This is a genomic window from Marinobacter pelagius, from assembly GCF_003315345.1.
GTDB classification, from domain to species: domain Bacteria; phylum Pseudomonadota; class Gammaproteobacteria; order Pseudomonadales; family Oleiphilaceae; genus Marinobacter; species Marinobacter pelagius_A.
The window spans coordinates 192,350-217,378 of sequence record NZ_QNRO01000003.1 but is presented as its reverse complement, the minus strand read 5'-3'; the positions used below and the strand labels follow the sequence as shown (position 1 = coordinate 217,378).

The following is a 25,029-nucleotide window of genomic DNA, read 5'->3' as shown; positions in this document are numbered from 1 at the left end:
CATGGTGCTGTCCGATATTTCCATCAAACGACCGGTCTTTGCCACGGTCCTCAGCCTGCTGATCGTGGTTTTCGGGCTTGCAGCCCTGTTCGAGTTGCCGGTCCGGGAATACCCGGATATCGATCCGCCAGTGGTGTCCATTTCCACCGATTACACCGGTGCCGCCGCCGAGGTGGTGGATACCCAGATCACCCAGGTGATCGAGGGGGCCATCAGTGGCATCGAAGGCATCCGCTCCATCGAGTCTTCCACCGAGCAGGGCGAATCCCGCACCAGCATTGAATTCAATATTTCCCGGGATGTGGATATCGCCGCCAACGATGTGCGCGATGCCGTCTCCCGGGTGGCCAACCAGCTGCCCGACGAGGCCGATGCACCGGTGGTGCGCAAGGCCGATTCCGATGCCCGGCCGATGATGTGGATAACTTTGAGAAGCCAGGTCTGGGACAGTGCCGAGCTCAGCGATTTTGCCGACCGGGTACTTGCGGACCGGTTATCGGTACTCGACGGGGTGGCGGATGTTCGCATCGGCGGTGAGCGCCGGTACGCCATCCGGGTCTGGCTTGATCGCGAGCGGCTGGCGGCCCGGAACATCACCGTGGCTGAAGTGGAGCGGGCGCTGCGCGCCAACAACGTGGAACTGCCGGCCGGCTCGGTAGATTCCTCCACCCGCAATTTTACGGTGCGGGCCGAGGGCAGGTTATCCACAGTCGAACAGTTCCGGGAGCTGGTGATTCGGCGCAACGGCAACGACCTGTTACGTCTTGGTGAGGTGGCCAACGTCCAGATGGGGGTAGAGTCGGATGTCAGCCGGCTGCGGGCCAACGGTGAAACCGCCATCGGCATGGGCATCATCCGCCAGTCCAAGGCCAACACCGTGGCGGTGTCGGATGGCGTTCGGGCCGAGCTGGACCGGATCCGGGAAACCCTGCCGCCGGAAGTCACCATCGCCGAGAGCTACGACGAATCCATCTTCATCCGGGCCTCGATCAAGGAGGTGGTGACCACCCTGGCCATCGCCGTGTCCCTGGTCATCCTGGTGATCTTCCTGTTCCTGCGCTCCTGGCGGGCAACCCTGATTCCGGCCGTGACCATTCCCGTTGCGGTGATCGGTGCCTTCATCGGCCTGGGCTTCCTCGGGTTTTCCATCAACGTTCTGACCCTGCTGGCGGTGATTCTGGCTATCGGTCTGGTGGTGGATGATGCGATCGTCATGCTGGAGAACATCCAGCGCCGGATTGACGAGGGCGAGCCGCCCTTGCTCGCCGCCTATCGGGGCGCGAAACAGGTTGCCTTCGCGGTTATTGCTACCACCCTGACCCTGGTGGCGGTGTTCGTGCCCATCTCGTTCATGGGCGGCAACGTCGGCCGGTTGTTCGCGGAGTTCGGTTTCACCCTCGCCGCAGCCGTGGTGTTTTCCAGCCTGGTGGCCCTGACCCTGGCGCCCATGCTCTGTTCCAAGTGGCTGCGGCACAGCCCGGAATCCGCCGAGGGGCACCGGCTCTGGGCGGCCAGTGAGAAGGTCCTGAATGGCCTGACCCACGGTTACGAGCGTTTGCTTCGCTTTTCCCTGCGCCAGCCGGGCCTGCTCATCGGCCTGGGCATCGCGGGGCTTGTGGTCGCGGCCGTCATCTATCCGAAACTGCCTCAGGAGCTGGCACCGACCGAGGACCGGGGTGTCATCATCATGCCCACCAGCGCCCCCCGCGGCTCCACTGTGGAATTCACTGACCATTACGTGCGCAAGGCCGAGGAGAAGCTGCTGCCTTACCTTGAGGAGGGTATTGCCAACCGGTTGTTGTCCATCGTCGGTTTCCGGGACGAGGAAGATAACGCTTTCATGATCATGGGCCTGGTGCCCTGGGAACAACGGGACATCAAGCAGCAACAGGTGACCAGCGAGATCCGCCAGAAGCTCAGTGACATCTCCGGGATCCGGACCGTGGCCGTGAACCCGCCGGGCCTGGGCCAGCGGGGCTTCAGCCAGCCGGTCGAATTTGTGGTCGCCGGCCCTGACTACGAGTCGGTGCAGGCCTGGAGCGAAGAGATTGTCGAGCGGGCCAAGGAGAACCCGAACCTGCTCAACCTGGAGACGGATTTCGAACTGACCCGCCCGGAACTGCGGGTCAACATCGACCGGGAACGGGCGGCGGACCTGGATATCACCGTCGAGGATGTCGGCCTGACCCTGCAGACCATGCTGGCGTCCCGCCAGGTCACCACCTACCTGGACCGGGGCCGGGAGTACGATGTCATTATCCAGGCCACCGAAGCGGATCGCGCCACACCGGCAGATCTGGGGCAGATTTTCCTGCGCCCGCGGGAAGGGGGTACCCTGATTCCCCTGCAGGCCCTGGTATCGGTGGAGGAAATCGGTGCCAACCCGGACCTGCGCCGGATTGACCGGCTGCCGGCGGTGGTGATCAGTGCCTCCCTGGCCGATGGTTATGATCTCGGCTCGGCGCTGACCTACCTCAACAACCTGGCTGTGGATAACCTGCCGCCGGAGGCGCGAACCAGCTACCAGGGCCTGTCCCGGGAATTCGAGGAATCCTCCAACGCCATCTACGTGACTTTTGGCCTGGCCTTCGTGATCGTGTTCCTGGTGCTGGCCGCCCAGTTCGAAAGCTGGATCCACCCGCTGATTATCATGCTGACGGTGCCGCTGGCGGTGACCGGGGCCCTGCTGGCCCTGTTCTGGTCGGGGATCAGCCTGAATATCTACAGCCAGATCGGGATCATCATGCTGCTGGGGTTGATGGCCAAGAACGGGATACTGATCGTGGAGTTTGCCAACCAGCTCCGGGACAAGGGCTATGAGGTCCGGGAAGCGATCCTCGAGGGCGCGGTGCTGCGTTTCCGACCGGTCCTGATGACCACCATCTCCACCGTGTTCGGTGCCGTACCGCTGGTGATTGCCACCGGCGCCGGCGCCGAGAGCCGGGCCGCTATCGGTATGGTGATCTTGGGCGGTTTACTGTTCGCCACCACCCTCACCCTGTTCCTGATTCCGGTGCTCTATAACCTCCTGGCCCGGTTCGCCAAGTCCACCAATGCGGTGGAAGTGGAACTCGAGCGCCTCGCCGCCGGCCAGGCGGGCGGCGCCGGGTTGGCGACGGCACCGCAAAAACGTGCGGATGATTTCTGAACTGGCACATCTGATTCGTCGAATCCAAAGAATTCTGTGGAAAAATAAATGAACAAACCGCGGATAACCTCTGGATTCATTTTATAGAAATTAATTAAAACAATAAGTTAAGGAGCTTTTTCGGCTTAACGGCAAGCTCTTAAATCTGTGGATAACTTTTTGGAAACTTTTCTGAGAAGAGTCTTCCAAGCCACTGAAAAAGCAAAAATTTCGGCTATTACTTATACAGATTCGGGTCGATTCCGCCGGTTATCAACAAGTGCTCTTGCACGGTGACTTTCAAGTGTCGCTGAGTCTGGTTAAAATTTGCACATCCTGACTGCATTTTCCACGGCGAGGCGTTATACTCGCCGCCCTGTTTTTATCCCCCGATTTCCGAGGTGAAGAGTGGAGTTTCCGACCCGTTTCGATGTCATTGTCATTGGTGGTGGCCACGCCGGTACCGAAGCCGCGCTGGCGGCAGCGCGCATGGGTTCGCAAACCCTGCTGCTGACCCACAACATTGAGACCCTGGGCCAGATGTCCTGTAACCCGGCTATCGGCGGAATCGGCAAGAGCCATCTGGTGAAGGAAATCGACGCTCTCGGTGGTGCCATGGCTCGTGCCACCGATAAGGCCGGTATCCAGTTCCGGGTCCTGAACAGCCGCAAGGGCCCGGCGGTGCGTGCCACCCGCGCCCAGGCGGACCGGGTTCTGTACAAGGCGGCCATCCGCCACGTACTGGAGAACCAGCCAAACCTGACTCTGTTCCAGCAGGCGGCGGACGATCTGGTTGTGGAAAACGACCAGGTGACCGGTGTCGTGACCCAGACCGGCATCCGTTTCAACGCCAAAACCGTGGTGTTGACCACCGGCACCTTCCTTGGCGGGGTTATCCACATTGGCATGCAGCACCACTCCGGCGGCCGCGCCGGGGATGCGCCGGCCAACGCCCTGGCCAAACGCCTGCGCGAACTGCCGTTCAACGTCGGCCGCCTGAAAACCGGCACCCCGCCCCGGATCGATGCCCGCTCTGTGGATTTCTCGGTCATGGACAAGCAATGGGGCGACAATCCGATCCCGGTGATGTCCTTCATCGGTAGCCGGGACGAGCACCCCGAGCAGGTCTGCTGCTACGTGACCCGTACCACCGAGCAGACCCACGACATCATCCGCAGCGGTTTTGACCGCTCACCGATGTTTGCCGGCAGCATCGAGGGGGTGGGCCCGCGCTACTGCCCGTCCATCGAGGACAAGGTAAACCGGTTCGCGGATAAGGATTCACACCAGATTTTCGTGGAGCCCGAGGGCCTGACCACCAACGAACTGTATCCGAACGGCATCTCCACCAGCCTGCCCTTCGATATCCAGCTGGCCGCAGTACACTCCATTCCAGGGTTCGAGAACGCCCACATCACCCGGCCGGGCTACGCCATCGAATACGATTACCTGAACCCGCAGGACCTGCGCCACACCCTGGAAACCAAGTTCATCCAGGGCCTGTACTTTGCCGGCCAGATCAACGGCACCACCGGTTACGAAGAAGCTGGCGCCCAGGGCCTGCTGGCGGGCATCAACGCCTCCCTGCGTGCCCAGGAGAAGGACGAATGGTACCCGCGCCGGGATGAAGCCTATCTCGGCGTGCTGGTGGACGACCTGATCACCATGGGTACCAGTGAGCCATATCGCATGTTCACCAGCCGTGCCGAATACCGGCTGATCCTGCGCGAAGACAACGCCGACCTGCGCCTGACCGAGACCGGCCGCAAGCTGGGCCTGGTAGATGATAACCGCTGGCAGAAGTTCAACGACAAACGGGAAGGCATCACCAAAGAACGCAGCCGCCTGGAATCCACCCGGATCCACCCGAACACCGAGGCCGGCGAGCGCGCCAACGGTTTTCTGAAACAGCCCATGACCCGGGACCAGTCCCTGGCGGAACTGCTGCGTCGTCCGGAGATTGCCTACGACCAGATTGCCGAGATTGGCGGCAAACGGGCCGACGATCCGAACGTGGCGGATCAGGTGGAAATCGAGATCAAGTACGAGGGCTACATCTCCCGCCAGGCGGACGAGATCGAGCGCCTGCGCAAGAACGAGAACACCGCCCTGCCCATCGACCTGGACTACGACGTGATCGGCGGGCTGTCCAATGAGATCAAGCAGAAGCTCAAGGACGTGCGGCCGGAGACCGTGGCCCAGGCCTCCCGTATCCAGGGTGTTACCCCGGCGGCGGTGAGCCAGATCCTGGTGCACCTGAAAAAGCGGGATCTGCTGCGCAAGCAGAGCGCCTGAGCCTGGCCCATGACGCAAGCACTCTGGCAACGCCAGCTCCGGGACGGGCTGGCCGAGATGAATCTGTCCCTGACCGACGGCCAGCAGCAACAGCTGTTGGCCTTTCTGGCTTTGCTCAACAAATGGAACAAGGCGTATAACCTGACCGCCGTGCGTGATGAGCGGGTGATGGTTTCGCGCCAGCTGCTGGACAGCCTGAGCATTCTGCCCTGGATCACCACGGACCACCTGCTCGATGTTGGTGCTGGTGGAGGTCTGCCGGGTATTCCCCTGGCCATCGCCCTGCCGGGCAAGCGCTTCACCCTGCTCGACAGCAATGGGAAGAAGACCCGCTTCCTGAACCAGTGTGTACTGGAACTGGGGCTGGACAACGTTGACGTGATCCATGGCCGGGCCGAGGACTGCCAGCCTGAGCAGCCCTTTACCCAAATCAGCAGCCGGGCCTTCACGGCTCTGGATAACCTGGTGACCTGGTGCGGCTCGTTACTGGACAATGAGGGCGAGTTCCTTGCCATGAAAGGTCAGTTTCCGGATGATGAGGTAGCTGCCCTTCCGGTCGGCTGGCAGGTAAAATCCAGCCATTCCCTGAAGGTCCCCGGCGCAGATGGCGAGCGGCATTTGCTGGTCGTTGCCCGGGCAGAGCATTCCCGGTAACCCGCAACAGGAGGCAAAACATGGCGCGCGTGATTGCAGTGACCAATCAGAAAGGCGGTGTGGGCAAGACCACCACCTGCGTCAACCTGGCTGCCTCCCTGGCTGCAACCAAGCGGCGGGTGCTGCTGGTGGATATGGACCCGCAGGGCAACGCCACCATGGGCAGTGGTGTGGACAAGAATGCCCTGGAGTTGTCTGGTTATGATGTCCTGACCAAGCGCGCGACTCCGGCTGATGTGATTGTCACCGTGGAGAACGGCGGGTTCGACCTGCTTCCGGCCAACGGCGACCTGACCGCGGCGGAAGTGGAGCTGATGAACGAGATTGGCCGGGAACACCGTCTGCGTCTGTCCCTGAACAGTATCCGGGACCGTTATGATTACATTCTGATTGACTGTCCGCCGTCCTTGAACCTGTTAACGGTGAACGCCCTGTCGGCTGCAGATTCCGTGCTGATTCCCATGCAGTGCGAGTACTATGCCCTGGAGGGTCTGGCGGCGCTGATGAACACGGTGGAGCAGATCCAGGAAACCGTGAATCCGAACCTGGAGATCGAGGGCCTGCTGCGCACCATGTACGATCCGCGCAACAGCCTGACCCTGGATGTATCCGCCCAGCTGGCGGAGTTTTTCGGTGATAAGGTCTATCGTGCCGTGATTCCCCGCAATGTCCGCCTGGCGGAAGCGCCCAGTTATGGTCTGCCGGCCCTGAAGTATGATCGTGCCTCCAAGGGCGCCGTGGCCTACCTGGCTCTGGCCGGGGAAATGGTTCGCCGCCATGGCTCGAAAAAGACATCCGAGCCGGTTGCGGTGTAACATACCGGGCCGTTGGCACACGATACACAACGCTTTTCAACGGGAAGAATGACAGACACCATGGCGGCGAAGAAACGAGGATTGGGTGAGCGTGGACTGGGAGCCCTGCTGCAGGGTTCAAAGGTCAACCTGAACCAGGAGGTGAAGGACCACGACGGTGAGCTGCGCGAGATCCCGATCGATCTGGTCCAGCGTGGCCGTTACCAGCCCCGCCGGGACATGGATCCCGCTGCCCTGCAGGAACTGGCCGATTCCATCCGCCAACAGGGGGTGATGCAGCCGGTGGTGGTTCGCCCCATCGCCGAGGGTCGCTTTGAGCTGATTGCCGGTGAGCGCCGCTGGCGGGCGGCCCAGATTGCCGAACTCGACAGCCTGCCTGCCATCATCCGGGATGTGCCCGATGAAGCCGCCATCGCCATGGCGCTGATCGAGAACATCCAGCGCGAGAACCTCAATCCCATTGAGGAAGCCTTTGCCCTGCAGCGCCTGCAGGACGAGTTCGGACTGACCCAGGCCCAGGTCGCCGAGGCTGTGGGTAAGTCCCGGACCACCATCACCAATCTGCTGCGATTGATCGGGCTGACCGAGGATGTCCGGTTGATGCTCGAACACGGTGACCTGGAAATGGGCCACGGCCGGGCCATGCTGACCCTGCCCCCGGAACTGCAGATGCAGGTAGCCCGTCAGGTGGTGGCCAAGTCCCTCTCGGTGCGCCAGACCGAAGCGCTGGTGCGGCGGGTCCAGCAACAGTCGTCCGAGGGCAAGTCGAAAGACAAGGGTGCCATTGATCCCAATATAAGGGCCTTGCAGGACGATCTGGCTGAGCGTCTCGGGGCCCGGGTCTCCATCAATCACGGTCAGCGTGGCAAGGGCAAACTGGTGATCGAATACAGCTCCCTGGACGAGCTCGATGGCATTCTGGGCCATATCAAGTAGCCAGAATTTTCCCTACTCTTTTCGACCCCCTACGAAAGTCCCCAGGGGGTTAATTACACAACATGTAGTGTTCAAATTTTGTTCCTGCACCTATTTCTGTCCAATGGGCGCAAACGCCACTGATTTCGCGTCATTTGGGCTGCCATGCCGCGGTCGGATTTGTTGATTCGTGCACATTGAACACATATAATCTGCGGCGCTTGTATCGGTGTATTTGTTCATTTTTTAGACCGAATCGAGTCGAAAACACCGAATTCCCGGGAAAAACATGACGAAGGCAACCCCGAGCGGCATCCGCCGCCCGCCCATCGCACGATGGTTCTTGATTGAGAGTGTGATCCTTGTCGTCGTCAGCCTGGCCTTTTTATTACGCAGTCAGGTCGCAGGTTATTCAGCGCTACTGGGCGGTCTTATTTTTCTGCTGCCCCATGGTTACTTTGCGCTCAAGGCATTCCGCTACTCCGGCGCGCGGTCTGCCAAAAAGATCATGAGTTCTTTTTACCAGGGTGAGGCCGGCAAGCTCATCCTGTGCGCCATCCTCTTCACGATGGTGTTCAAATGGATTCAGCCGCTTGATATAGCGGCACTTTTTTTAACATTTGCGATCATGCTGGTCACCAACTGGTTGACACCGCTTCTGGCGGGCAGCAATACGCAGCAAAGCTAACTGGACCTGGGAAACCGTTATGGCAGGAAGTGCATCCGAATATATCCAGCATCACCTCCAGAACCTGACGTATGGCAAGTTGCCGGCGGGTTACGAGCGTGCCGACGGCACGGTACTGCAGGAAACGCAGTGGACCCTGGCGCAAAACGCTGCCGAAGCCTCCGATATGGGTTTTATGGCCCTGCATATTGATTCCCTCGGATGGTCGGTAGCCCTCGGCGCCCTGTTTCTGTTTATCTTCCGTCTGGCCGCCAAGCGCGCCACTTCCGATAAGCCCGGCGGGCTGCAGAACTTCGTGGAAGTCATGGTCGAGTTCGTGGACAACAGTGTGAAGGAAACCTTCCATGGCAAGAACAAGGTGATTGCCCCGCTGTCCTTGACCATCTTCTGCTGGATCTTCCTGATGAACCTGATGGATCTGGTGCCGGTGGACTTTCTGCCGCAGCTGTTCCACCTGATGGGTCTGGAGTACATGAAGGTCGTTCCGACCACCGACGTGAACGTGACCCTGGGTATGTCCCTGTCCGTGTTCGCGCTGATCATCTACTACAGCCTGAAGGTTAAGGGCGTGGGTGGCTTCCTCGGCGAGCTGACTCTGCACCCCTTCTCCTCCGACAACATGTTCCTGAAGATCCTGCTGGTGCCGGTCAACCTGCTGCTGGAGGGCGTGAGCCTGATCGCCAAGCCGATTTCACTGGCACTGCGTCTGTTCGGTAACCTGTACGCCGGCGAGCTGATCTTCATCCTGATTGCACTGCTGCCGCTGTGGGCACAGTGGACGCTGTCTGTACCCTGGGCGATCTTCCACATTCTGGTAATCACCCTGCAGGCGTTCATCTTCATGATGTTGACGATCGTGTACCTGAGCATGGCTCACGAAGATAGTCACTGATCGGACAGCATTGAACCGTAGTCTTAAACCCTAAACCCTTAAACTGAAAACCTAACTGAAACTGGGAGTTATCATGGAAACTGTAGTTGGAATGACCGCTATTGCTGTTGCACTGCTGATCGGCCTGGGTGCCCTGGGTACTGCAATCGGCTTTGGTATCCTCGGTGGCAAGTTCCTGGAAGGCGCCGCGCGTCAGCCGGAAATGACCCCGATGCTGCAGGTTAAAATGTTCATCGTTGCAGGTCTGCTGGACGCCGTAACCATGATCGGTGTTGGTATCGCGCTGTTCTTCACTTTCGCCAACCCGTTTGTCGGCCAGATCGCCGGTTAATCGAGTCGCCAGCCGGGGGCTTTACCCCGGTCAGATGATTCTTAACAAAACAGGCGAGAGGTGAAGACGTGAACATTAATTTGACGATGATTGGTCAAGCCATCGCGTTCTTTATCTTTGTCGTCTTCTGCATGAAGTATGTGTGGCCGCCAATCATGGCCGCACTGCAGGAGCGTCAAAAGAAGATCGCTGACGGCCTGGCTGCTTCAGACCGTGCTGCGCGCGATCTGGAACTGGCTCAGGAAAAGTCAGCTCAGGAACTGCGTGAAGCCAAGCAGCAGGCTGCGGCCCTGATTGAGCAGGCCAACAAGCGTGCGGCCCAGATTGTGGAAGCATCCAAGGATGACGCCCGCAAGGAAGGCCAGAAGCTGATTGAGCAGGCCAAGGCCGAAATTGAACAGGAGCGTAATCAGGCTCGTGACGCCCTGCGTGCAGAAATTGCCGCAATCGCTGTCGCCGGTGCTGAGAAGATCCTGGAAACCTCTGTCGATGCCTCCAAGCACAACGAGATGTTGGAAAAACTGGCGGCAGAACTTTAAACGGCGAGGTTCATCATGGCAGAACTGAGAACGCTGGCCCGTCCATACGCGAAAGCAGCATTTGCAGCCGCCCAGGAGCATAAAGAGCTGGCTGAGTGGTCCCAGGTGCTGACGATTGCCGGACAGGTCACCGCGAATGAAGACATTCGACAGCTTCTCGCGAATCCGGGTCTGGAGGAGCAGAAGAAAGCCGAGCTGATTCTGGAGGTCGTCGAGGACGGCGTCACCGAACAGGTTCGCAATTTCTTCGCTGTACTGGCAGAAAACCGCCGGCTGACTCTTCTTCCTGAGATTGCAGCGCTCTTCAACACATACCGGGCTGATCTGGAGCGCACTGTTGATATCGACGTCACCGCCGCATTCGAGCTGACGGACGAACAGCAACAGAAGCTCGCCCAGGCGCTCTCCGAAAAACTCGAGCGGAAAGTGTCACTCGCAGCGTCACTGGACAAGTCTCTGATTGGCGGTGTGATCATCCGCACCGGCGATATGGTCATTGACGCATCTGTACGCGGAAAGCTAAACAAGCTGGCCGACGCTCTGGGCTCCTGATTTCAGCACAAGGTTTGAGGATATTGGCATGCAGCAACTGAATCCATCCGAGATCAGTGACATCATCAAGAAGAGAATCGAAAAGCTCGATATCTCTTCCGAAGCAAAGAACGAAGGTACGATCCTGTCCGTTTCTGACGGTATCGTGCTGATCCACGGTCTCGCTGACGTTATGTACGGTGAGATGATTGAATTCGCCAACGGCACTTTCGGCATGGCTCTGAACCTGGAGCGTGATTCCGTTGGTGCGGTTGTACTGGGTGACTACGAAGATCTGGCCGAAGGTCAGAAGGTTCGTTGTACCGGCCGCATCCTGGAAGTTCCGGTAGGTCCGGAGCTGATGGGTCGTGTGGTTGACGCCCTGGGTAATCCGATCGACGGCAAGGGCGATCTGGGCACCGAGCTGACCTCCCCGGTCGAGAAGGTTGCACCTGGCGTTATCGCTCGTCAGTCCGTTGACGAGCCGGTCCAGACCGGTCTGAAAGCCATCGATACCATGGTGCCGATCGGTCGCGGTCAGCGTGAGCTGATCATCGGTGACCGTCAGATCGGTAAGACTGCGGTTGCGATCGACGCGATCATCAACCAGAAGGACACCGGCATCAAGTGTATCTACGTTGCCGTTGGCCAGAAGCAGTCTTCCATCGCCGCTGTGGTACGTAAGCTCGAAGAGCACGGTGCCATGGACCACACCATCGTGGTTGCCGCGGGTGCTGCGGATCCTGCTTCCATGCAGTTCCTGGCTCCGTACGCCGGTACCTCCATGGGTGAATACTTCCGTGACCGTGGTCAGGACGCCCTGATCATTTACGACGACCTGTCCAAGCAGGCTGTGGCTTACCGCCAGATCTCCCTGCTGCTGCGTCGTCCGCCGGGCCGTGAAGCTTACCCGGGTGACGTATTCTACCTGCACTCCCGTCTGCTCGAGCGCGCTTCCCGCGTTAACGCTGACTACGTAGAAGAGTTCACCAACGGCGAAGTGAAAGGCAAGACCGGTTCCCTGACCGCCCTGCCGATCATCGAGACCCAGGCCGGTGACGTTTCCGCATTCGTACCGACCAACGTGATCTCCATCACCGACGGCCAGATCTTCCTGGAAACCAACCTGTTCAACTCCGGCATCCGTCCGGCGATGAACGCCGGTATCTCCGTATCCCGGGTAGGTGGTTCCGCCCAGACCAAGATCATGAAGAAGCTCGGCGGTAACATCCGTCTGGCCCTGGCCCAGTATCGTGAACTGGCCGCTTTCGCCCAGTTTGCTTCCGATCTCGACGAAGCAACCCGTAAGCAGCTTGAGCACGGTCAGCGTGTTACGGAACTCATGAAGCAGAACCAGTACAGCCCGATGTCCGTGGCTGAGATGGGCACGGTTCTGTTTGCAGCCAACGAAGGCTTCCTGGACGACGTTGATGTCGACAAGGTGGTTAAGTTTGAAGCGCAGATGCTCGACTGGATGCGCTCCGAGCAGAAAGACCTCCTCGACAAAATCAACGAGAAGGGCGATTACAACGACGAAATCGCTTCCGGCCTGAAAGCTGCACTTGAGAAATTCAAGACCACTCAGAGCTGGTAAGAAATCGGGCCTGCGGCATCAGTCGCGGGCCGCTTTCGTAGCAACGAGTGTCTAACTTGAGAAGGCAGTGAGTTATGGCCGTCGGCAAAGAAATACGTAACCAGATTTCAAGCATCAAGAGCACGCAGAAAATCACCAGCGCCATGGAAATGGTGGCTGCGAGTAAGATGCGGAAGGCTCAGGAGCGCATGCAGGCGACTCGCCCGTATGCCGACAAGATGCGTCAGGTGATCGGGCACATTGCCAAGGCGAATGCTCAGTACAAGCACCCGTTCATGGTCGAGCGCGACGTAAAGCGCGTGGGCTATATCGTGGTGTCGACTGATCGTGGCCTCTGCGGTGGTCTGAACATCAACCTGTTCAAAGCGCTTGTCCGTGAAATGAAAGCGTGGAAAGAAAAAGGGGTCGAAACCGATCTGTGCGCCATCGGGCAGAAAGGGGCTTCCTTTTTCCGGAGCTACGGCGGCAACGTCGTTGCGGCATTGACCCATCTGGGTGACAGCCCGAGCTCCGAAAAACTCATCGGCAACGTCAAGGTCATGTTGGACGCGTTCTCGGAAGGCAAGATCGATCGCCTTTACGTGGTAAGCAACGAGTTCGTCAACACCATGACCCAGAGCCCGAAGGTGGAGCAGCTTCTGCCCCTGCCTCCGAGTGAAGACGAAGAAGAGATCAAGAACCAGTGGGATTATCTCTACGAGCCCGATGCCAGGCAGATCCTCGATGGCCTTCTGCCACGTTTTATTGAATCCCAGGTATACCAGGGTGTGGTAGAGAATCTGGCATGTGAACAGGCAGCCCGGATGATCGCCATGAAGAGCGCAACTGATAACGCCGGTAGCATTATCGACGAACTTCAGCTGGCTTATAACAAGGCGCGTCAGGCAGCCATCACCCAAGAGATTTCAGAGATTGTGAGCGGTGCGGCTTCGGTCTGATCACCCCACGATCCAACTGGTTTTATTGACTATCAAGATAACGAGGAACCGAGCATGAGTAGCGGACAAATCGTTCAGATCATTGGCGCGGTTATCGACGTGGAATTCCCACGTGACTCCGTACCCAACGTATATGACGCACTGCTGCTTGAAGGTGGCGAAACAACTCTGGAAGTCCAGCAGCAGCTGGGTGACGGCATTGTTCGTACCATCGCCATGGGCAGCACCGAGGGCCTGAAGCGTGGCCTGAAAGCAGAAAACACCGGCAAGCCGATCTCCGTACCGGTTGGTACCCAGACTCTGGGCCGGATCATGGACGTTCTGGGTCGTCCCATCGACGAACAGGGCGACATCGGCGAAGAAGAGCGCTGGGCTATCCACCGCAAGGCACCGGGCTATGCCGATCAGGCCGCCTCTGCCGACCTGCTGGAAACCGGCATCAAGGTTATCGACCTGATCTGCCCGTTCGCCAAGGGTGGTAAGGTTGGCCTGTTCGGTGGTGCCGGTGTAGGCAAGACCGTAAACATGATGGAGCTGATCAACAACATCGCGAAAGAGCACTCCGGTCTCTCCGTATTCGCGGGTGTTGGTGAGCGGACCCGGGAAGGTAACGACTTCTACTATGAAATGAAGGAGTCCAACGTTCTCGATAAGGTTGCCATGGTTTACGGCCAGATGAACGAGCCTCCCGGAAACCGTCTGCGTGTGGCCCTGACCGGTCTCACCATGGCCGAGAAATTCCGTGACGAAGGTCGTGACGTACTGTTGTTCGTTGACAACATCTACCGTTACACCTTGGCCGGTACCGAGGTATCCGCACTGCTGGGCCGTATGCCGTCCGCGGTAGGTTACCAGCCGACCCTGGCCGAAGAGATGGGCCAGCTGCAGGAGCGGATCACGTCCACCAAGACCGGTTCCATCACGTCCATCCAGGCGGTCTACGTACCGGCGGATGACTTGACTGACCCGTCCCCGGCCACCACCTTCTCGCACCTGGATGCGACCGTGGTACTGAGCCGTGACATCGCCTCCAAGGGTATCTACCCGGCGATCGATCCGCTGGATTCCACCTCTCGTCAGCTGGATCCGCTGATCATCGGTCAGGAGCACTATGAAGTGGCTCGTGGCGTGCAGACCAACCTGCAGCGCTACAAGGAGCTGAAAGACATCATCGCCATCCTGGGTATGGACGAGCTGTCAGAAGAAGACAAGCTGACCGTTGCCCGTGCCCGTAAGATCGAGCGTTTTCTGTCCCAGCCGTTCCACGTTGCTGAAGTATTCACCGGTTCCCCCGGTAAGTACGTGTCTCTGAAGGAGACCATCAGCAGCTTTAAGGGCATCCTCAACGGCGACTATGACGACATGCCTGAGCAGGCGTTCTACATGGTCGGTACCATCGAGGAAGCGGTCGAGAAAGCGAAGGAAATGAAGAGCAAGGGCGAGTAAACTGAAGCCCAAGCCCGATTTTCCGGATCGATCAAAGAGGCAACTGACATGGGTATGACCGTGCATTGTGACGTGGTAAGTGCCGAAACAAAGATCTATTCCGGATTGGTAGAGATGCTGATCGCAGCGGGCTCTGAAGGTGACCTGGGTATTGCCCCGGGTCACGCTCCGCTGCTGACCCAGCTGAAGCCTGGTCCCATTCGGATCATCAAGCAGGGCGGTGAAGAAGAGATTCTTTACGTGTCCGGCGGATATCTGGAGGTCCAGCCCAATCTGGTGACTTTGCTGGCAGACACAGCCGTTCGTGCAAAGGATGTCGACGAAGCTGCTGCGCTTGAAGCCCAGAAAGAGGCTGAGAAGGCACTTGCCGACAAGACCGGTGAATTCGAGTATTCCCGTGCTGCTGCGGAACTGGCCGAGGCTGTCGCTCAGCTTCGTACCATCCAGCAGCTGCGTAACAAAATGCGCTGAGCATTTTCGTTTCGGGTTTGCCGAACACCAAAGCCGCATCCTGAGCGGCTGGAATACCAGCGCCCTGCGTTGGCGATCCGGCCCCGATGGTTGCGGCTTTTTTATTGATTCAAACAAACACCCCGGGAGCCTGAGTTTTCCATGAGCCCGTTACACGTCGTGATCCTGGCTGCAGGCCAGGGTTCCAGAATGAAGTCCGCCCTGCCCAAGGTTCTGCATCCGGTAGCGGGCAAAGCCATGCTGCATCACGTGGTTGATACCGCCAAGCAGCTCGGGGCGGAGAAAATTCACACGGTGATCGGCCATGGTGCGGATCAGGTGCGTGATTCCCTCGACGATGAGACGGTGAACTGGGTACTCCAGACCGAACAACTGGGCACCGGCCATGCCGTCGCCCAGGCCCTGCCGGACCTGCCGGATGATGCCCGGGTTCTGGTCCTGTACGGGGATGTCCCCCTGACCCGCCGGGAAACCCTGGAAGCCATGGTCAGCGAGCTGGACGAGAGCAACGTGGCGCTGCTGACCGTGGATATGGACAACCCCCATGGTTACGGCCGAATCGTGCGCAATGACCAGGGCGAAGTTCAGGCCATTGTCGAGCAGAAGGACGCCACCGCCGAGCAGCAAGCCATCCACGAGGTGAACACCGGCATTCTGGCGGTCTCCGCCAAACATCTGAAAAGCTGGTTGCCGACCCTGTCCAACAGCAATGCCCAGGGCGAGTACTACCTGACCGACATTATCGCCATGGCGGTGGAGCACGGGTTGGCGGTAACTGTCTCACAGCCTCTCAACCCGTTTGAAGTGCAGGGTGTGAACAACCGGGTGCAGTTGGCGGAACTGGAACGCTGGTACCAGCGCCAGCAGGCCGAGCGCCTGATGACTGAAGGCGCCAGCCTGGCGGACCCCGCCCGGGTGGATGTCCGGGGTGAACTCACGATTGGTAACGATCTGTGGATCGATGTGAACGCGGTCTTCGAGGGCAAGGTCAGCCTGGGCAACAACGTGGTTATTGGCCCCAATTGCGTGATCAAGGACGCCATGATTGCCGATGGCGCGGAGATCAAGGCCAACAGCGTGATTGAAGGCGCGGTGGTTGGTGCCAACGCCCAGATCGGACCGTTCGCCCGGCTAAGGCCGGGTACCGAGCTGGCCGCCAACACCAAGGTGGGCAACTTCGTCGAAACCAAGAAAGCCGTGGTGGGCGAGGGCAGCAAGATCAATCACCTGAGCTACGTGGGTGATGCCTCCCTGGGTCGTAATGTGAATGTGGGTGCAGGTACCATCACCTGCAATTATGATGGTGTGAACAAGTACCGGACCGTGATCGGCGACGGTGTCTTCGTGGGGTCCAATACCTCCCTGGTCGCGCCGGTTACCATCGCCCCGGAGGCGACCATCGGGGCAGGCTCCACCATCACCCGGGATGTGGCAGACAGCGAACTGGCCGTGGCCCGTGGCCGCCAGCGCAACATCTCCGGCTGGGAAAAGCCGAAAAAAGCCTAAACGAACGATCAGCAAACAGGTGACAACAGCATGTGTGGGATAGTAGGAGCGGTTTCCGAACGGGACGTCCAGGGTATTTTGCTGGAAGGACTGCGCCGCCTTGAGTACCGGGGTTATGACTCCGCGGGTATGGCCGTCATTGACGGCAAGCATGAAGTGCAGCGCGCCCGGGAAGTCGGCAAGGTTGCGGCCCTGGCGGAGGCCATCGAGGCCAATCCCCTGAGCGGTCACCTGGGCATCGCCCACACCCGCTGGGCCACCCACGGCGAGCCGTCCCAGCTCAATGCCCACCCGCACATGTCCGGTGACCGCCTGGCCATTGTCCACAACGGCATCATCGAGAACTACCAGGAGCTGCGTGAGGAACTGAAAGCCGACGGCTTCGAGTTTACCTCCCAGACCGACACCGAAGTGGTCGCCCACCTGATCGAGAAGAATTACCGGGAACTGGGTGAACTGTACGCTGCGGTGAAAGCCGCGATTGCCCGCCTGCGCGGTGCCTACGCCCTGGCGGTCGTCCATGCTAACGAGCCGGATCACCTGGTGGTATGCCGGGAAGGCAGCCCGCTGGTGGTGGGTGTGGGCATCGGCGAGAACTTCATCGCCTCGGACCAGCTGGCCCTGCTGCCGGTGACCGACCGGTTCATGTTCCTGGAAGAAGGCGACATGGCCGACATCCGCAAGGACCGGATCGAGATCCACGACCGTGAGGGCGCGCCGGTCGAGCGCCAGATCACCCGTTTCGAGCACGGCGCCGACTCCGCCGACAAGGGCGAGTACCGCCACTTCATGCTCAAGGAAATCTACGAACAGCCGAAAGTGATCAAAGCCACCATGGAAGGCCGGCTGACCGATTCAAGGGTGCTGGAACAGGCCCTGGGTACCGAAGCGGCCAACCTGCTGGACAACGTTCGCCATGTCCAGATCATTGCCTGCGGCACCTCCTACCACGCCGGCATGGTGGCCCGTTACTGGATCGAGGAACTGGCCGGTGTGCCCTGTTCCGTGGAAGTGGCGTCCGAGTTCCGCTACCGCAAGCACGTGATCCAGCCGGACACCCTGTTCCTGTGCATTTCCCAATCCGGTGAGACCGCAGACACCCTGGCCGCCCTGCGCCAGGCCAAGCAAGCCGGCTTCCGCGCTGCGTTGGCCATCTGCAACGTGCCGGGCAGCTCCCTGGTGCGGGAGTCGGACCTGGTGATTATGACCCAGGCCGGTCCGGAAATTGGTGTGGCCTCCACCAAGGCCTTTACTACCCAGCTGACTGCACTGCTGATCTTCACCCTGGCTCTGGCCCGTCACAATGGCCTGAGCGAAGAGCGTGAAGCCGACATCGTCCGGGCCATCCATCAGCTCCCGGGTCAGGTCAACGATATCCTTGCCCTGGACGGTGAAATCCAGGAGCTCTCCAAAGCCTTCATGGACAAGCACCACAGCCTGTTCCTGGGCCGGGGCTCCCAGTTCCCGGTTGCCCTCGAAGGCGCCCTGAAGCTCAAGGAAATCTCCTACATCCACGCCGAGGCCTACCCGGCCGGCGAGCTCAAGCACGGCCCCCTGGCCCTGGTGGACAGCGAGATGCCGGTGGTGACCGTCGCCCCGAACAACGACCTGGTGGAAAAGCTCAAATCCAACCTGGAGGAGGTGCGGGCCCGTGGCGGTGAACTGTTTGTGTTTGCCGACAAGGCGGCGGATGTGAAGTCCGAGGAAGGCGTTCACGTGATGCAGATTCCGTCTGTGCACGAGATCACCGCACCGATCGTGTACACGGTGCCCCTGCAATTACTGTCCTACCATGTGGCGGTGCTCAAGGGTACCGACGTGGACCAGCCGCGAAATCTGGCGAAGAGTGTGACGGTGGAGTAATTTCACCGTCATGGCAATAATGGCCGGGGTTCGGCATGAAAACGCTGCCAATTCAAGCGTTTTCAAGCCGAACCATTAAAATTATAAATAAATTCTGCTTATTTTTTCGCCTGCCAGCAGGCCAGAACTGTGTAGTCCTCTCTTGTTCTTTTCTCTACCTTTTGAGTATTCGGCTTATAAACGCAGGTTAATTTTAAAAAATTTAGGAAAATCGCCTGCGAAATGGTCGATTTCAAGAATTTTCACTAAAAAATCTACGGTAGTATTTTAAACGTATGCTCTCCGCACATAGCGGATGCTATGTAAGCATATCGATTTCGCAATAAATGCTCATAAAAGAACAAGAGAGACAAACTATGATTCGTAAACTTGCAACGCTAGTATTCGCTTGTGCTGCGTTCACCTCCGTAAGCGCGACAGCCGATCAGCTGGACACCGTGATTCAACGAGGCACACTGAACTGTGGTGTGGTTCTCGATTTCCCACCAATGGGTTATTTCGACGAAAACAACGAACCGGCGGGTTTCGACGTCGATTATTGTAACGATCTGGGTGAAGCACTCGGCGTGGACGTGAATGTCCTCAACCTCACCTGGGGTGACCGGATCCCCTCCCTGATTTCCGGCAAGACCGATGTTGTAATCGGCTCCACCTCCGATACTCTGGAACGTGCCAAGACCGTTGGCTTTACCTACCCGTACTTCGTCTTCAAATTCCAGGTGATTTCCCATGAAGACAAGAGCATCAAGTCCTTTGCGGACCTGAAGGATCTCAAAGTCGGTGCAGCGCTCGGAACCACCTACGAAACCGAATACCTGGCTTATGCCGATAAAATGGGCTGGGGCAGGGACAATTACACCTCGTTCAAATCTGAAAACGATGCTTTCCTCGGTCTGTATCAGGGCAAAGTCGACGCCATCATTTCAACCAACACCAACATCGCTACCAAGTTACGGAGCGAGGAATTCGAAGACTTTGTCGCCGGCCCCTACGTTCCCAACTACGACGATGTTGTAGGCATCATTGCCAAACGGGATGAAGTCGCCTGGATCAATTACCTGAACCTGTTCCTGATTCACCAGATCCGCGACGGCAACATGAACAAAGCTTACAACAAGCATTTCGGTGTGGACGCGCCTGCCGAACTGATCCAGTCCCTGAGAGACAACAAGTAAGCGCTGAATTGGCGGCCGCCCGGCAGGGGGGTCGCCATGGCTCGTCTTACGGGCCAGGCGCAAGTTCCTGTATGCCCTGGCTCAGACTTCTGATCGCGGCTATCAATCAGCGTGGGTCGAGTTTCCTTCCATTCTAAGAAAATGGCCAAGGTATGGACTACGAATTTCACTGGAACGTTGTGTTCCAGAACATGCCCCAGCTGCTGAACGGTGCCTTCGTTACCCTGCACGTCTCCGTTCTAGCCATGCTTCTGGGCGTTGTGATCGCAATATTGTTGGCGATCGCCAAAATGAATAACACCAAATTCTTCAGCCAGGTTGCTACGGTGTGGGTCGAGATCGCCCGGAATACGCCGGCACTGTTCCAGATCTACATGGCCTATTTCGGCCTTGGGGCGTTTGGCATACATCTGAGCCCCTATGTAGCGGTACTGAGCGCACTGGTCTTCATCAATGCGGGCTACCTCACGGAGACGTTCAGGGGTGGTTTCCAGTCAATTCCGAGCACCCAGTACAGCGCCTCCAAATCCCTGGGTATGACCAGCATCCAGAGCTACCGATATATCATCCTTCCGCAGATGCTCAGACGCATCTACCACCCGATGACCAACCAGTTTGTCTGGTCCATCCTGATGAGCTCGTTGGGTATTCTCGTGGGCATGAGTGAGCTGTCTGGCACGACTCAGCGGTTGCAGTCACTGTCGTTCAGAACGCTGGAGTTCTTCATCGTGGCTGCGGTTATGTACTTTGTCATCACCAAGCTGGTGTTGTTCGGGTCATCACTGCTTGCTCGTCGACTCTTCAAGGGGGAAATCTGATGAATTCCTTATTCACACCCCTGTCCTGGAGCGATAGCGGACTGATCCTGACCGGTGTCTGGAATACCATCATTATCTCCGTTGTCGCGATCGTGGTGGGCACTGTACTGGGTTTGATCGTCGGTTTTCTGCGTGCCGAGAGCAACAAGGCCGTCAACGTCCTTTTCGGTAGCGTGCTGGACGTGCTCAGGAGTGTTCCCCTGATCATCCAGCTTATCCTGTTCTCCACCTTTGTCGGTGCGATGGGGAACCCGTTGGCGCCGTTTGTTGCCGGCTCCATCGTACTTTCGCTGTACACCATGGCCTTCATGAGCGAGGTATTTCGCAGTGGCTTCGAGAGTGTCAGCCCCTCGATGCAGATAGCTGCGCGATCGCTCGGTATGACCAAGTGGCAAACCATCTACCACATCCGGTTACCCATTGGTTTGCGTGCCGTGTTCCCGTCCTGGCTGGGTGTCTCGCTCAGTGTGATCAAGGACTCGGCCCTGGTCTCGGTCATCGGTTACATGGAATTGCTGCGGACCTCGGAGCAACTGATTTCAAGAACCCAGCAGCCGCTCGAGATCCTGATAGGTGTTGGTATCTTTTACTTCATTATTTCGTACCCGCTGTCCCACTACGGCCGGTATGTAGAGAGGAAAATGGCAATATGATCAGCGTACAGAATGTCCATAAATCCTTTGGCGATCTTGAAGTACTGAAAGGCGTCAGCCTTGATGTCAACAGAGGGGAGGTTGTGAGCGTTATCGGGGGTTCCGGCAGCGGTAAGTCAACCCTGCTGTACTGCATCAATGCCATTGAGCCGATCAACTCGGGTAAAATTCTGGTTGATGATGTGGATGTCCATGCCAAAGAGACCAACAAGGACAAGTTGCGCCAGAAACTGGGCATGGTTTTCCAGCAATGGAACTCCTTTCCTCACATGACGGTGCTGGAGAACGCGGCGCTTGCCCCCCGGATCGTCAAGAAAATGAGCAAGGAAGAGGCGATCGAAATCGCCAAAAAGGAGCTCGAGCACGTTGGCCTGGGTGACAAGCTGGACGTTTACCCCACCAAAATGTCCGGCGGCCAACAGCAGCGCCTGGCAATCGCCCGCGCCCTGGCCATGAAGCCCGATTACATGCTGCTCGATGAGGTGACCTCCGCGCTCGACCCGGAGCTGGTCGGCGAGGTTCTGGACACCCTGCGTCTGTTGGCGGAAGAGGGAATGACCATGATCTGCGTGACCCACGAAATGGGCTTCGCACGGGACGTCTCGGATCGAGTGGCGTATTTCCACCAGGGCGTTATTGCCGAGATTGGCGAGGCCAGGCAGGTGATTACCGATCCGCAAAACCCGCTCACCCAGAAGTTCCTTTCAAAAGTGCGCTAGAAAGTCGCCACAGGCGTGGCGCTGGTCGGGGAGCTTGTGGACCCGGGCTCCCCGACCAACTTTCCAGCCTGAGGAGGGTGGGGACCAGCCAGCTCGACAGGTAGCTTTGTCAGTCTATGAATATCAGATCCCTCGAAACCTTCTACTGGATTGCCAAGCTGGGCAGCTTCCGGGCGACGGGCGAAAAGCTCTATGCCTCCCAGCCCACCATTTCGGCCCGTATTTCCGGCCTTGAGGACGAGCTCGGTGTCGAGTTGTTCGACCGCTCCGGCCGCAGCGCGGTACTGACGGCAAAAGGACGGGAGTTGCTCATTTATGCTGAGAAAATTCTGGAACTTCACCGGGAATTGCTGGAAAAGGTGGCGGATCCGGAGTCCATCCACGGCACCATCCGGCTCGGGGTGGCGGAGACCATTGCCTACACCTGGCTGCCGAAACTGATCGAGCGGATCAACGAGACCTATCCGGCGATCAACCTTGAGCTGGATGTCGATATCTCCGTCAATCTTGCCGAGAAACTGATCAAACGGGAGGTGGACATCGCCTTCCTGATTGGCAATGTTCGGCATGAGGATTTTGTCACCAAGCCCTTCTACAGCTATTCCCTGACCTGGGTTGCCAGCCCGAAAATGACTCTGCCCGAGGACCCGCTCAGCCTGTCGTCGCTGGCACGGATTCCGATCATCACCTACCCGCGCATGAGCGAGCCTCACGCCCATATCCGTTCACTGGTCCATCCCGTGGGGCGTTCCATCCAGATTCATTCCAGCTCGTCGCTTTCGACCATCATCCGGATGACAGTGGACGGTATTGGCGTCAGCGCTTTGCCCAGGGAGATCGTGACCAGTGAGCTGGCGTCCGGCAAATTGCGGGAATTCCGGGTGGAGGCGACGGTTCCGGATCTCGTGTTCAACGTCTCCTACATGACGGCTCCCGGGGCCCATGTGGTTCGCGCCGTGGCAGATCTGTCGCTGTCGCTGGTCGCTTCTGAAAAGAACTAAAAAACTGTTTCTTGCAACTGATCAGGTTTTTCGATCAGTTAAGATCCTTATTATCAATTGGAATTGATCATTGTTTTCGCCTTAACTTAAGTAGAAACCAGTACAAGGCGAAAAAATGACCAAATCCAATGCTTCCCCCGCTCAAGCGGTCCGTCTCCGGGCCCGTGATGGTAGCCTGACCAGTCCAACGGCCGGCTTGGCCAACGGCTTCGTTCAGGTCAACCTGGTCATACTTCCCGAGGCCCAGGCCAATGGGTTCCTGAGGTTCTGTCAGGCCAATCCGAAGCCGTGCCCCTTGATTGCTGTCAGCGAGCCCGGCCAGCGCGGTTGTGAGATCCTGGCCGACGACCTGGATATTGCCCGCGACGTGCCGTCCTACCGTGTCTACCGTGATGGCCAATTGTCTGAAACCCTTCCGGATGTCTCCGGCCTCTGGCGGGATGATCTGGTGACTTTCGCCCTGGGCTGTTCGTTCAGCTTCGAGCACGCCCTGGTGCAGAACGGCGTGGCCGTGCGTCATATCGATGAAGGCCGCAACGTGCCCATGTTCAAAACCTCGATCCCGCTCCAGACCGCCGGCGGTTTTGCTGGCCGGATGGTGGTATCCATGCGGCCGTTCCGGGCAGCCCAGGCCATCCGCGCCATCCAGATCACCACCCGTTATCCACAGGCCCATGGCGCTCCGGTGCATCTGGGCGATCCCGCCCTGATCGGCATCTCCGATCTGGCGCATCCGGACTACGGCGATGCGGTTTCGGTCCATACTGATGAGATCCCGGTCTTCTGGGCCTGCGGCGTCACACCCCAACAGGTGCTGATGGATGCTGGCGTTCCATTCGCGATTACCCACAACCCGGGCTACATGCTGGTAACCGACATTCCCGAAAGTTACGTGGCCCTGCTGTAAAACCGAACGACAACAAAGAGAAGAGGAACCATCCCATGATCAACAAGACGCATCTTACCTCCGCTGTCGCTGCCGTTACCCTGGCCCTGGCCGGTCAGGCCTCCGCCCAGGAGATCGACGAGACCAGTATTTCCTACGTCGGCAGCTGGAGTAGCCTGTCCCTGTACCAGAACTTCGAAAAGCCGTTCTGGAGTGAGCATATTCCCGAGGCTTCCGGCGGAAACATTTCCACCGAAGTCACCACCTTTGACCAGATGGGCCTGGGTGGTGGCGAGGTTTACCGCCTGATGGCGCAGAACGTTATCGAGGTCACCTCCACAGTTGCCGACTACGCGGTGCAGGATGCGCCGGAGCTCGAGGGGCTGGATATGCCCATGATGGCACCGGACGTGGAAACTGCCCGGAAGATTGCCGAGGCCTACTGGCCGGTTCTGGATGACGCGTTCAGCGAGCGATTTGACGGTGCCAAGGTGCTGGCGGTGGTCCCGTACCCGTCCCAGGTGGTGTTCTGTAATACCGAGATCAGTGGTCTGTCCGATCTGGCCGGAAAGAAAGTCCGGGCCAGCGGGCGCACCACCGCGGAGTTCCTGGAAGCATTGGGGGCTGAAGGCATCACCCTGAACTTCAGCGAGGTTCCGGGCGCACTGCAACGTGGCGTTATCGACTGTGCCGTTACCGGCTCCCTGTCCGGCTACAGTTCCGGATGGTATGAGGTCTCTACGCACCTGTACCCGTTGCCGGTGGGTGGCTGGGACCACGTGGTTACCGCCATGAACGGCGACAAGTGGCAATCCCTGTCGCCTGAGACCCAGGAGTGGCTTCTGAAAGAAGTGGAGGAGAATTACGAAGAACCGGTGTGGTCCTCTGCTGTTGCCGAGACCAAAGAGGGCATTGCCTGCCTGACCGGTCAGGGTGAGTGTTCCCGGGGTGACCCCGGCAACATGGTCCTGGTGGAGGCGACCGAGAGCGATTTCGAGCAGGTCTCCCGCCACCTCGAGGAGAAACTGCTGCCGAACTGGGCTGCCCGGGTTGATCAGCGTTGGGTGGACCGCTGGAACGAGACCATTGGCAGCGTCACTGGCCTGAAGGCCTCCAAATAACCCCGCATAACCTTCCAGAGACAGAGAACGGGCCGGTGGTAGCCGGCTCCG

23 protein-coding genes are annotated in these 25,029 nt (G+C 58.5%); all 23 read left to right on the top strand.

Annotated elements, in window-relative coordinates:
- The first annotated feature begins 1 nt into the window (after position 1).
- The 23 genes from DET50_RS05000 to DET50_RS04890 all read left to right on the top strand — a co-directional run bounded on the left by DET50_RS05000 (position 2) and on the right by DET50_RS04890 (position 24,978).
- A complete protein-coding gene (locus DET50_RS05000) occupies positions 2-3,148 on the top strand; it encodes an efflux RND transporter permease subunit (RefSeq protein WP_113861769.1) in 3,147 nt (1,048 codons plus the stop codon).
- Positions 3,149-3,535: 387 nt separating this feature from the next.
- Positions 3,536-5,422: a tRNA uridine-5-carboxymethylaminomethyl(34) synthesis enzyme MnmG gene (gene mnmG, locus DET50_RS04995; protein ID WP_113861768.1), complete on the top strand. Its 1,887-nt coding sequence runs from the start codon at positions 3,536-3,538 to the stop codon at positions 5,420-5,422.
- A gap of 9 nt (positions 5,423-5,431) precedes the next feature.
- Positions 5,432-6,076: a 16S rRNA (guanine(527)-N(7))-methyltransferase RsmG gene (rsmG, locus tag DET50_RS04990; protein WP_113861767.1), complete on the top strand. Its 645-nt coding sequence runs from the start codon at positions 5,432-5,434 to the stop codon at positions 6,074-6,076.
- A gap of 20 nt (positions 6,077-6,096) precedes the next feature.
- Complete coding sequence (locus tag DET50_RS04985) at positions 6,097-6,891, top strand: ParA family protein (RefSeq protein WP_113861766.1); 795 nt, start codon at positions 6,097-6,099, stop codon at positions 6,889-6,891.
- A 60-nt stretch (positions 6,892-6,951) separates the two neighbouring features.
- Positions 6,952-7,827: a ParB/RepB/Spo0J family partition protein gene (locus tag DET50_RS04980; protein ID WP_113861799.1), complete on the top strand. Its 876-nt coding sequence runs from the start codon at positions 6,952-6,954 to the stop codon at positions 7,825-7,827.
- 268 nt (positions 7,828-8,095) lie between these two features.
- Positions 8,096-8,494 carry a F0F1 ATP synthase subunit I gene (locus DET50_RS04975; protein ID WP_113861765.1) on the top strand — a complete coding sequence of 133 codons (399 nt, stop codon included), beginning with the start codon at positions 8,096-8,098 and terminating at the stop codon, positions 8,492-8,494.
- Positions 8,495-8,513: 19 nt separating this feature from the next.
- On the top strand, positions 8,514-9,386 hold the full coding sequence (gene atpB, locus DET50_RS04970; protein ID WP_113861764.1) for a F0F1 ATP synthase subunit A: 873 nt from the start codon (positions 8,514-8,516) through the stop codon (positions 9,384-9,386).
- Positions 9,387-9,459: 73 nt separating this feature from the next.
- A complete protein-coding gene (gene atpE, locus DET50_RS04965) occupies positions 9,460-9,717 on the top strand; it encodes a F0F1 ATP synthase subunit C (RefSeq protein ID WP_012138088.1) in 258 nt (85 codons plus the stop codon).
- A gap of 68 nt (positions 9,718-9,785) precedes the next feature.
- Positions 9,786-10,256 carry a F0F1 ATP synthase subunit B gene (locus DET50_RS04960; RefSeq protein ID WP_181799929.1) on the top strand — a complete coding sequence of 157 codons (471 nt, stop codon included), beginning with the start codon at positions 9,786-9,788 and terminating at the stop codon, positions 10,254-10,256.
- 15 nt (positions 10,257-10,271) lie between these two features.
- On the top strand, positions 10,272-10,808 hold the full coding sequence (locus tag DET50_RS04955) for a F0F1 ATP synthase subunit delta (protein ID WP_113861762.1): 537 nt from the start codon (positions 10,272-10,274) through the stop codon (positions 10,806-10,808).
- Between the two features lie 28 nt (positions 10,809-10,836).
- Positions 10,837-12,381 (top strand): F0F1 ATP synthase subunit alpha, encoded by a 1,545-nt coding sequence (gene atpA / locus DET50_RS04950; RefSeq protein ID WP_091998354.1) that lies wholly within the window; start codon positions 10,837-10,839, stop codon positions 12,379-12,381.
- 74 nt (positions 12,382-12,455) lie between these two features.
- Positions 12,456-13,319 (top strand): F0F1 ATP synthase subunit gamma, encoded by an 864-nt coding sequence (gene atpG / locus DET50_RS04945; RefSeq protein ID WP_113861761.1) that lies wholly within the window; start codon positions 12,456-12,458, stop codon positions 13,317-13,319.
- A gap of 54 nt (positions 13,320-13,373) precedes the next feature.
- Entirely contained in the window at positions 13,374-14,765 is a 1,392-nt protein-coding gene (gene atpD, locus DET50_RS04940) for a F0F1 ATP synthase subunit beta (protein WP_091998350.1), read from the top strand.
- 48 nt (positions 14,766-14,813) lie between these two features.
- Positions 14,814-15,236 (top strand): F0F1 ATP synthase subunit epsilon, encoded by a 423-nt coding sequence (locus DET50_RS04935; protein ID WP_091998348.1) that lies wholly within the window; start codon positions 14,814-14,816, stop codon positions 15,234-15,236.
- Positions 15,237-15,377: 141 nt separating this feature from the next.
- On the top strand, positions 15,378-16,742 hold the full coding sequence (gene glmU / locus DET50_RS04930) for a bifunctional UDP-N-acetylglucosamine diphosphorylase/glucosamine-1-phosphate N-acetyltransferase GlmU (protein ID WP_113861760.1): 1,365 nt from the start codon (positions 15,378-15,380) through the stop codon (positions 16,740-16,742).
- Positions 16,743-16,772: 30 nt separating this feature from the next.
- Positions 16,773-18,605, top strand: a complete 1,833-nt coding sequence (gene glmS / locus DET50_RS04925) for a glutamine--fructose-6-phosphate transaminase (isomerizing) (protein ID WP_113861759.1) — start codon at positions 16,773-16,775, stop codon at positions 18,603-18,605.
- A gap of 356 nt (positions 18,606-18,961) precedes the next feature.
- Complete coding sequence (locus DET50_RS04920; protein WP_113861758.1) at positions 18,962-19,780, top strand: transporter substrate-binding domain-containing protein; 819 nt, start codon at positions 18,962-18,964, stop codon at positions 19,778-19,780.
- A gap of 152 nt (positions 19,781-19,932) precedes the next feature.
- Positions 19,933-20,598, top strand: a complete 666-nt coding sequence (locus tag DET50_RS04915) for an amino acid ABC transporter permease (RefSeq protein ID WP_113861757.1) — start codon at positions 19,933-19,935, stop codon at positions 20,596-20,598.
- Positions 20,598-21,251 (top strand): amino acid ABC transporter permease, encoded by a 654-nt coding sequence (locus DET50_RS04910; RefSeq protein WP_113861756.1) that lies wholly within the window; start codon positions 20,598-20,600, stop codon positions 21,249-21,251. The genes DET50_RS04915 and DET50_RS04910 overlap by 1 nt, the downstream gene beginning before the upstream one ends.
- Complete coding sequence (locus DET50_RS04905; protein ID WP_113861755.1) at positions 21,248-21,970, top strand: amino acid ABC transporter ATP-binding protein; 723 nt, start codon at positions 21,248-21,250, stop codon at positions 21,968-21,970. Before DET50_RS04910 ends, DET50_RS04905 begins: the two co-directional genes overlap by 4 nt.
- 116 nt (positions 21,971-22,086) lie before the next feature.
- Positions 22,087-22,971: a LysR family transcriptional regulator gene (locus DET50_RS04900; protein ID WP_113861754.1), complete on the top strand. Its 885-nt coding sequence runs from the start codon at positions 22,087-22,089 to the stop codon at positions 22,969-22,971.
- Between the two features lie 115 nt (positions 22,972-23,086).
- Entirely contained in the window at positions 23,087-23,878 is a 792-nt protein-coding gene (locus DET50_RS04895) for a putative hydro-lyase (protein WP_113861753.1), read from the top strand.
- A gap of 35 nt (positions 23,879-23,913) precedes the next feature.
- Entirely contained in the window at positions 23,914-24,978 is a 1,065-nt protein-coding gene (locus DET50_RS04890) for a TRAP transporter substrate-binding protein (RefSeq protein ID WP_113861752.1), read from the top strand.
- Positions 24,979-25,029: the final 51 nt, after the last annotated feature.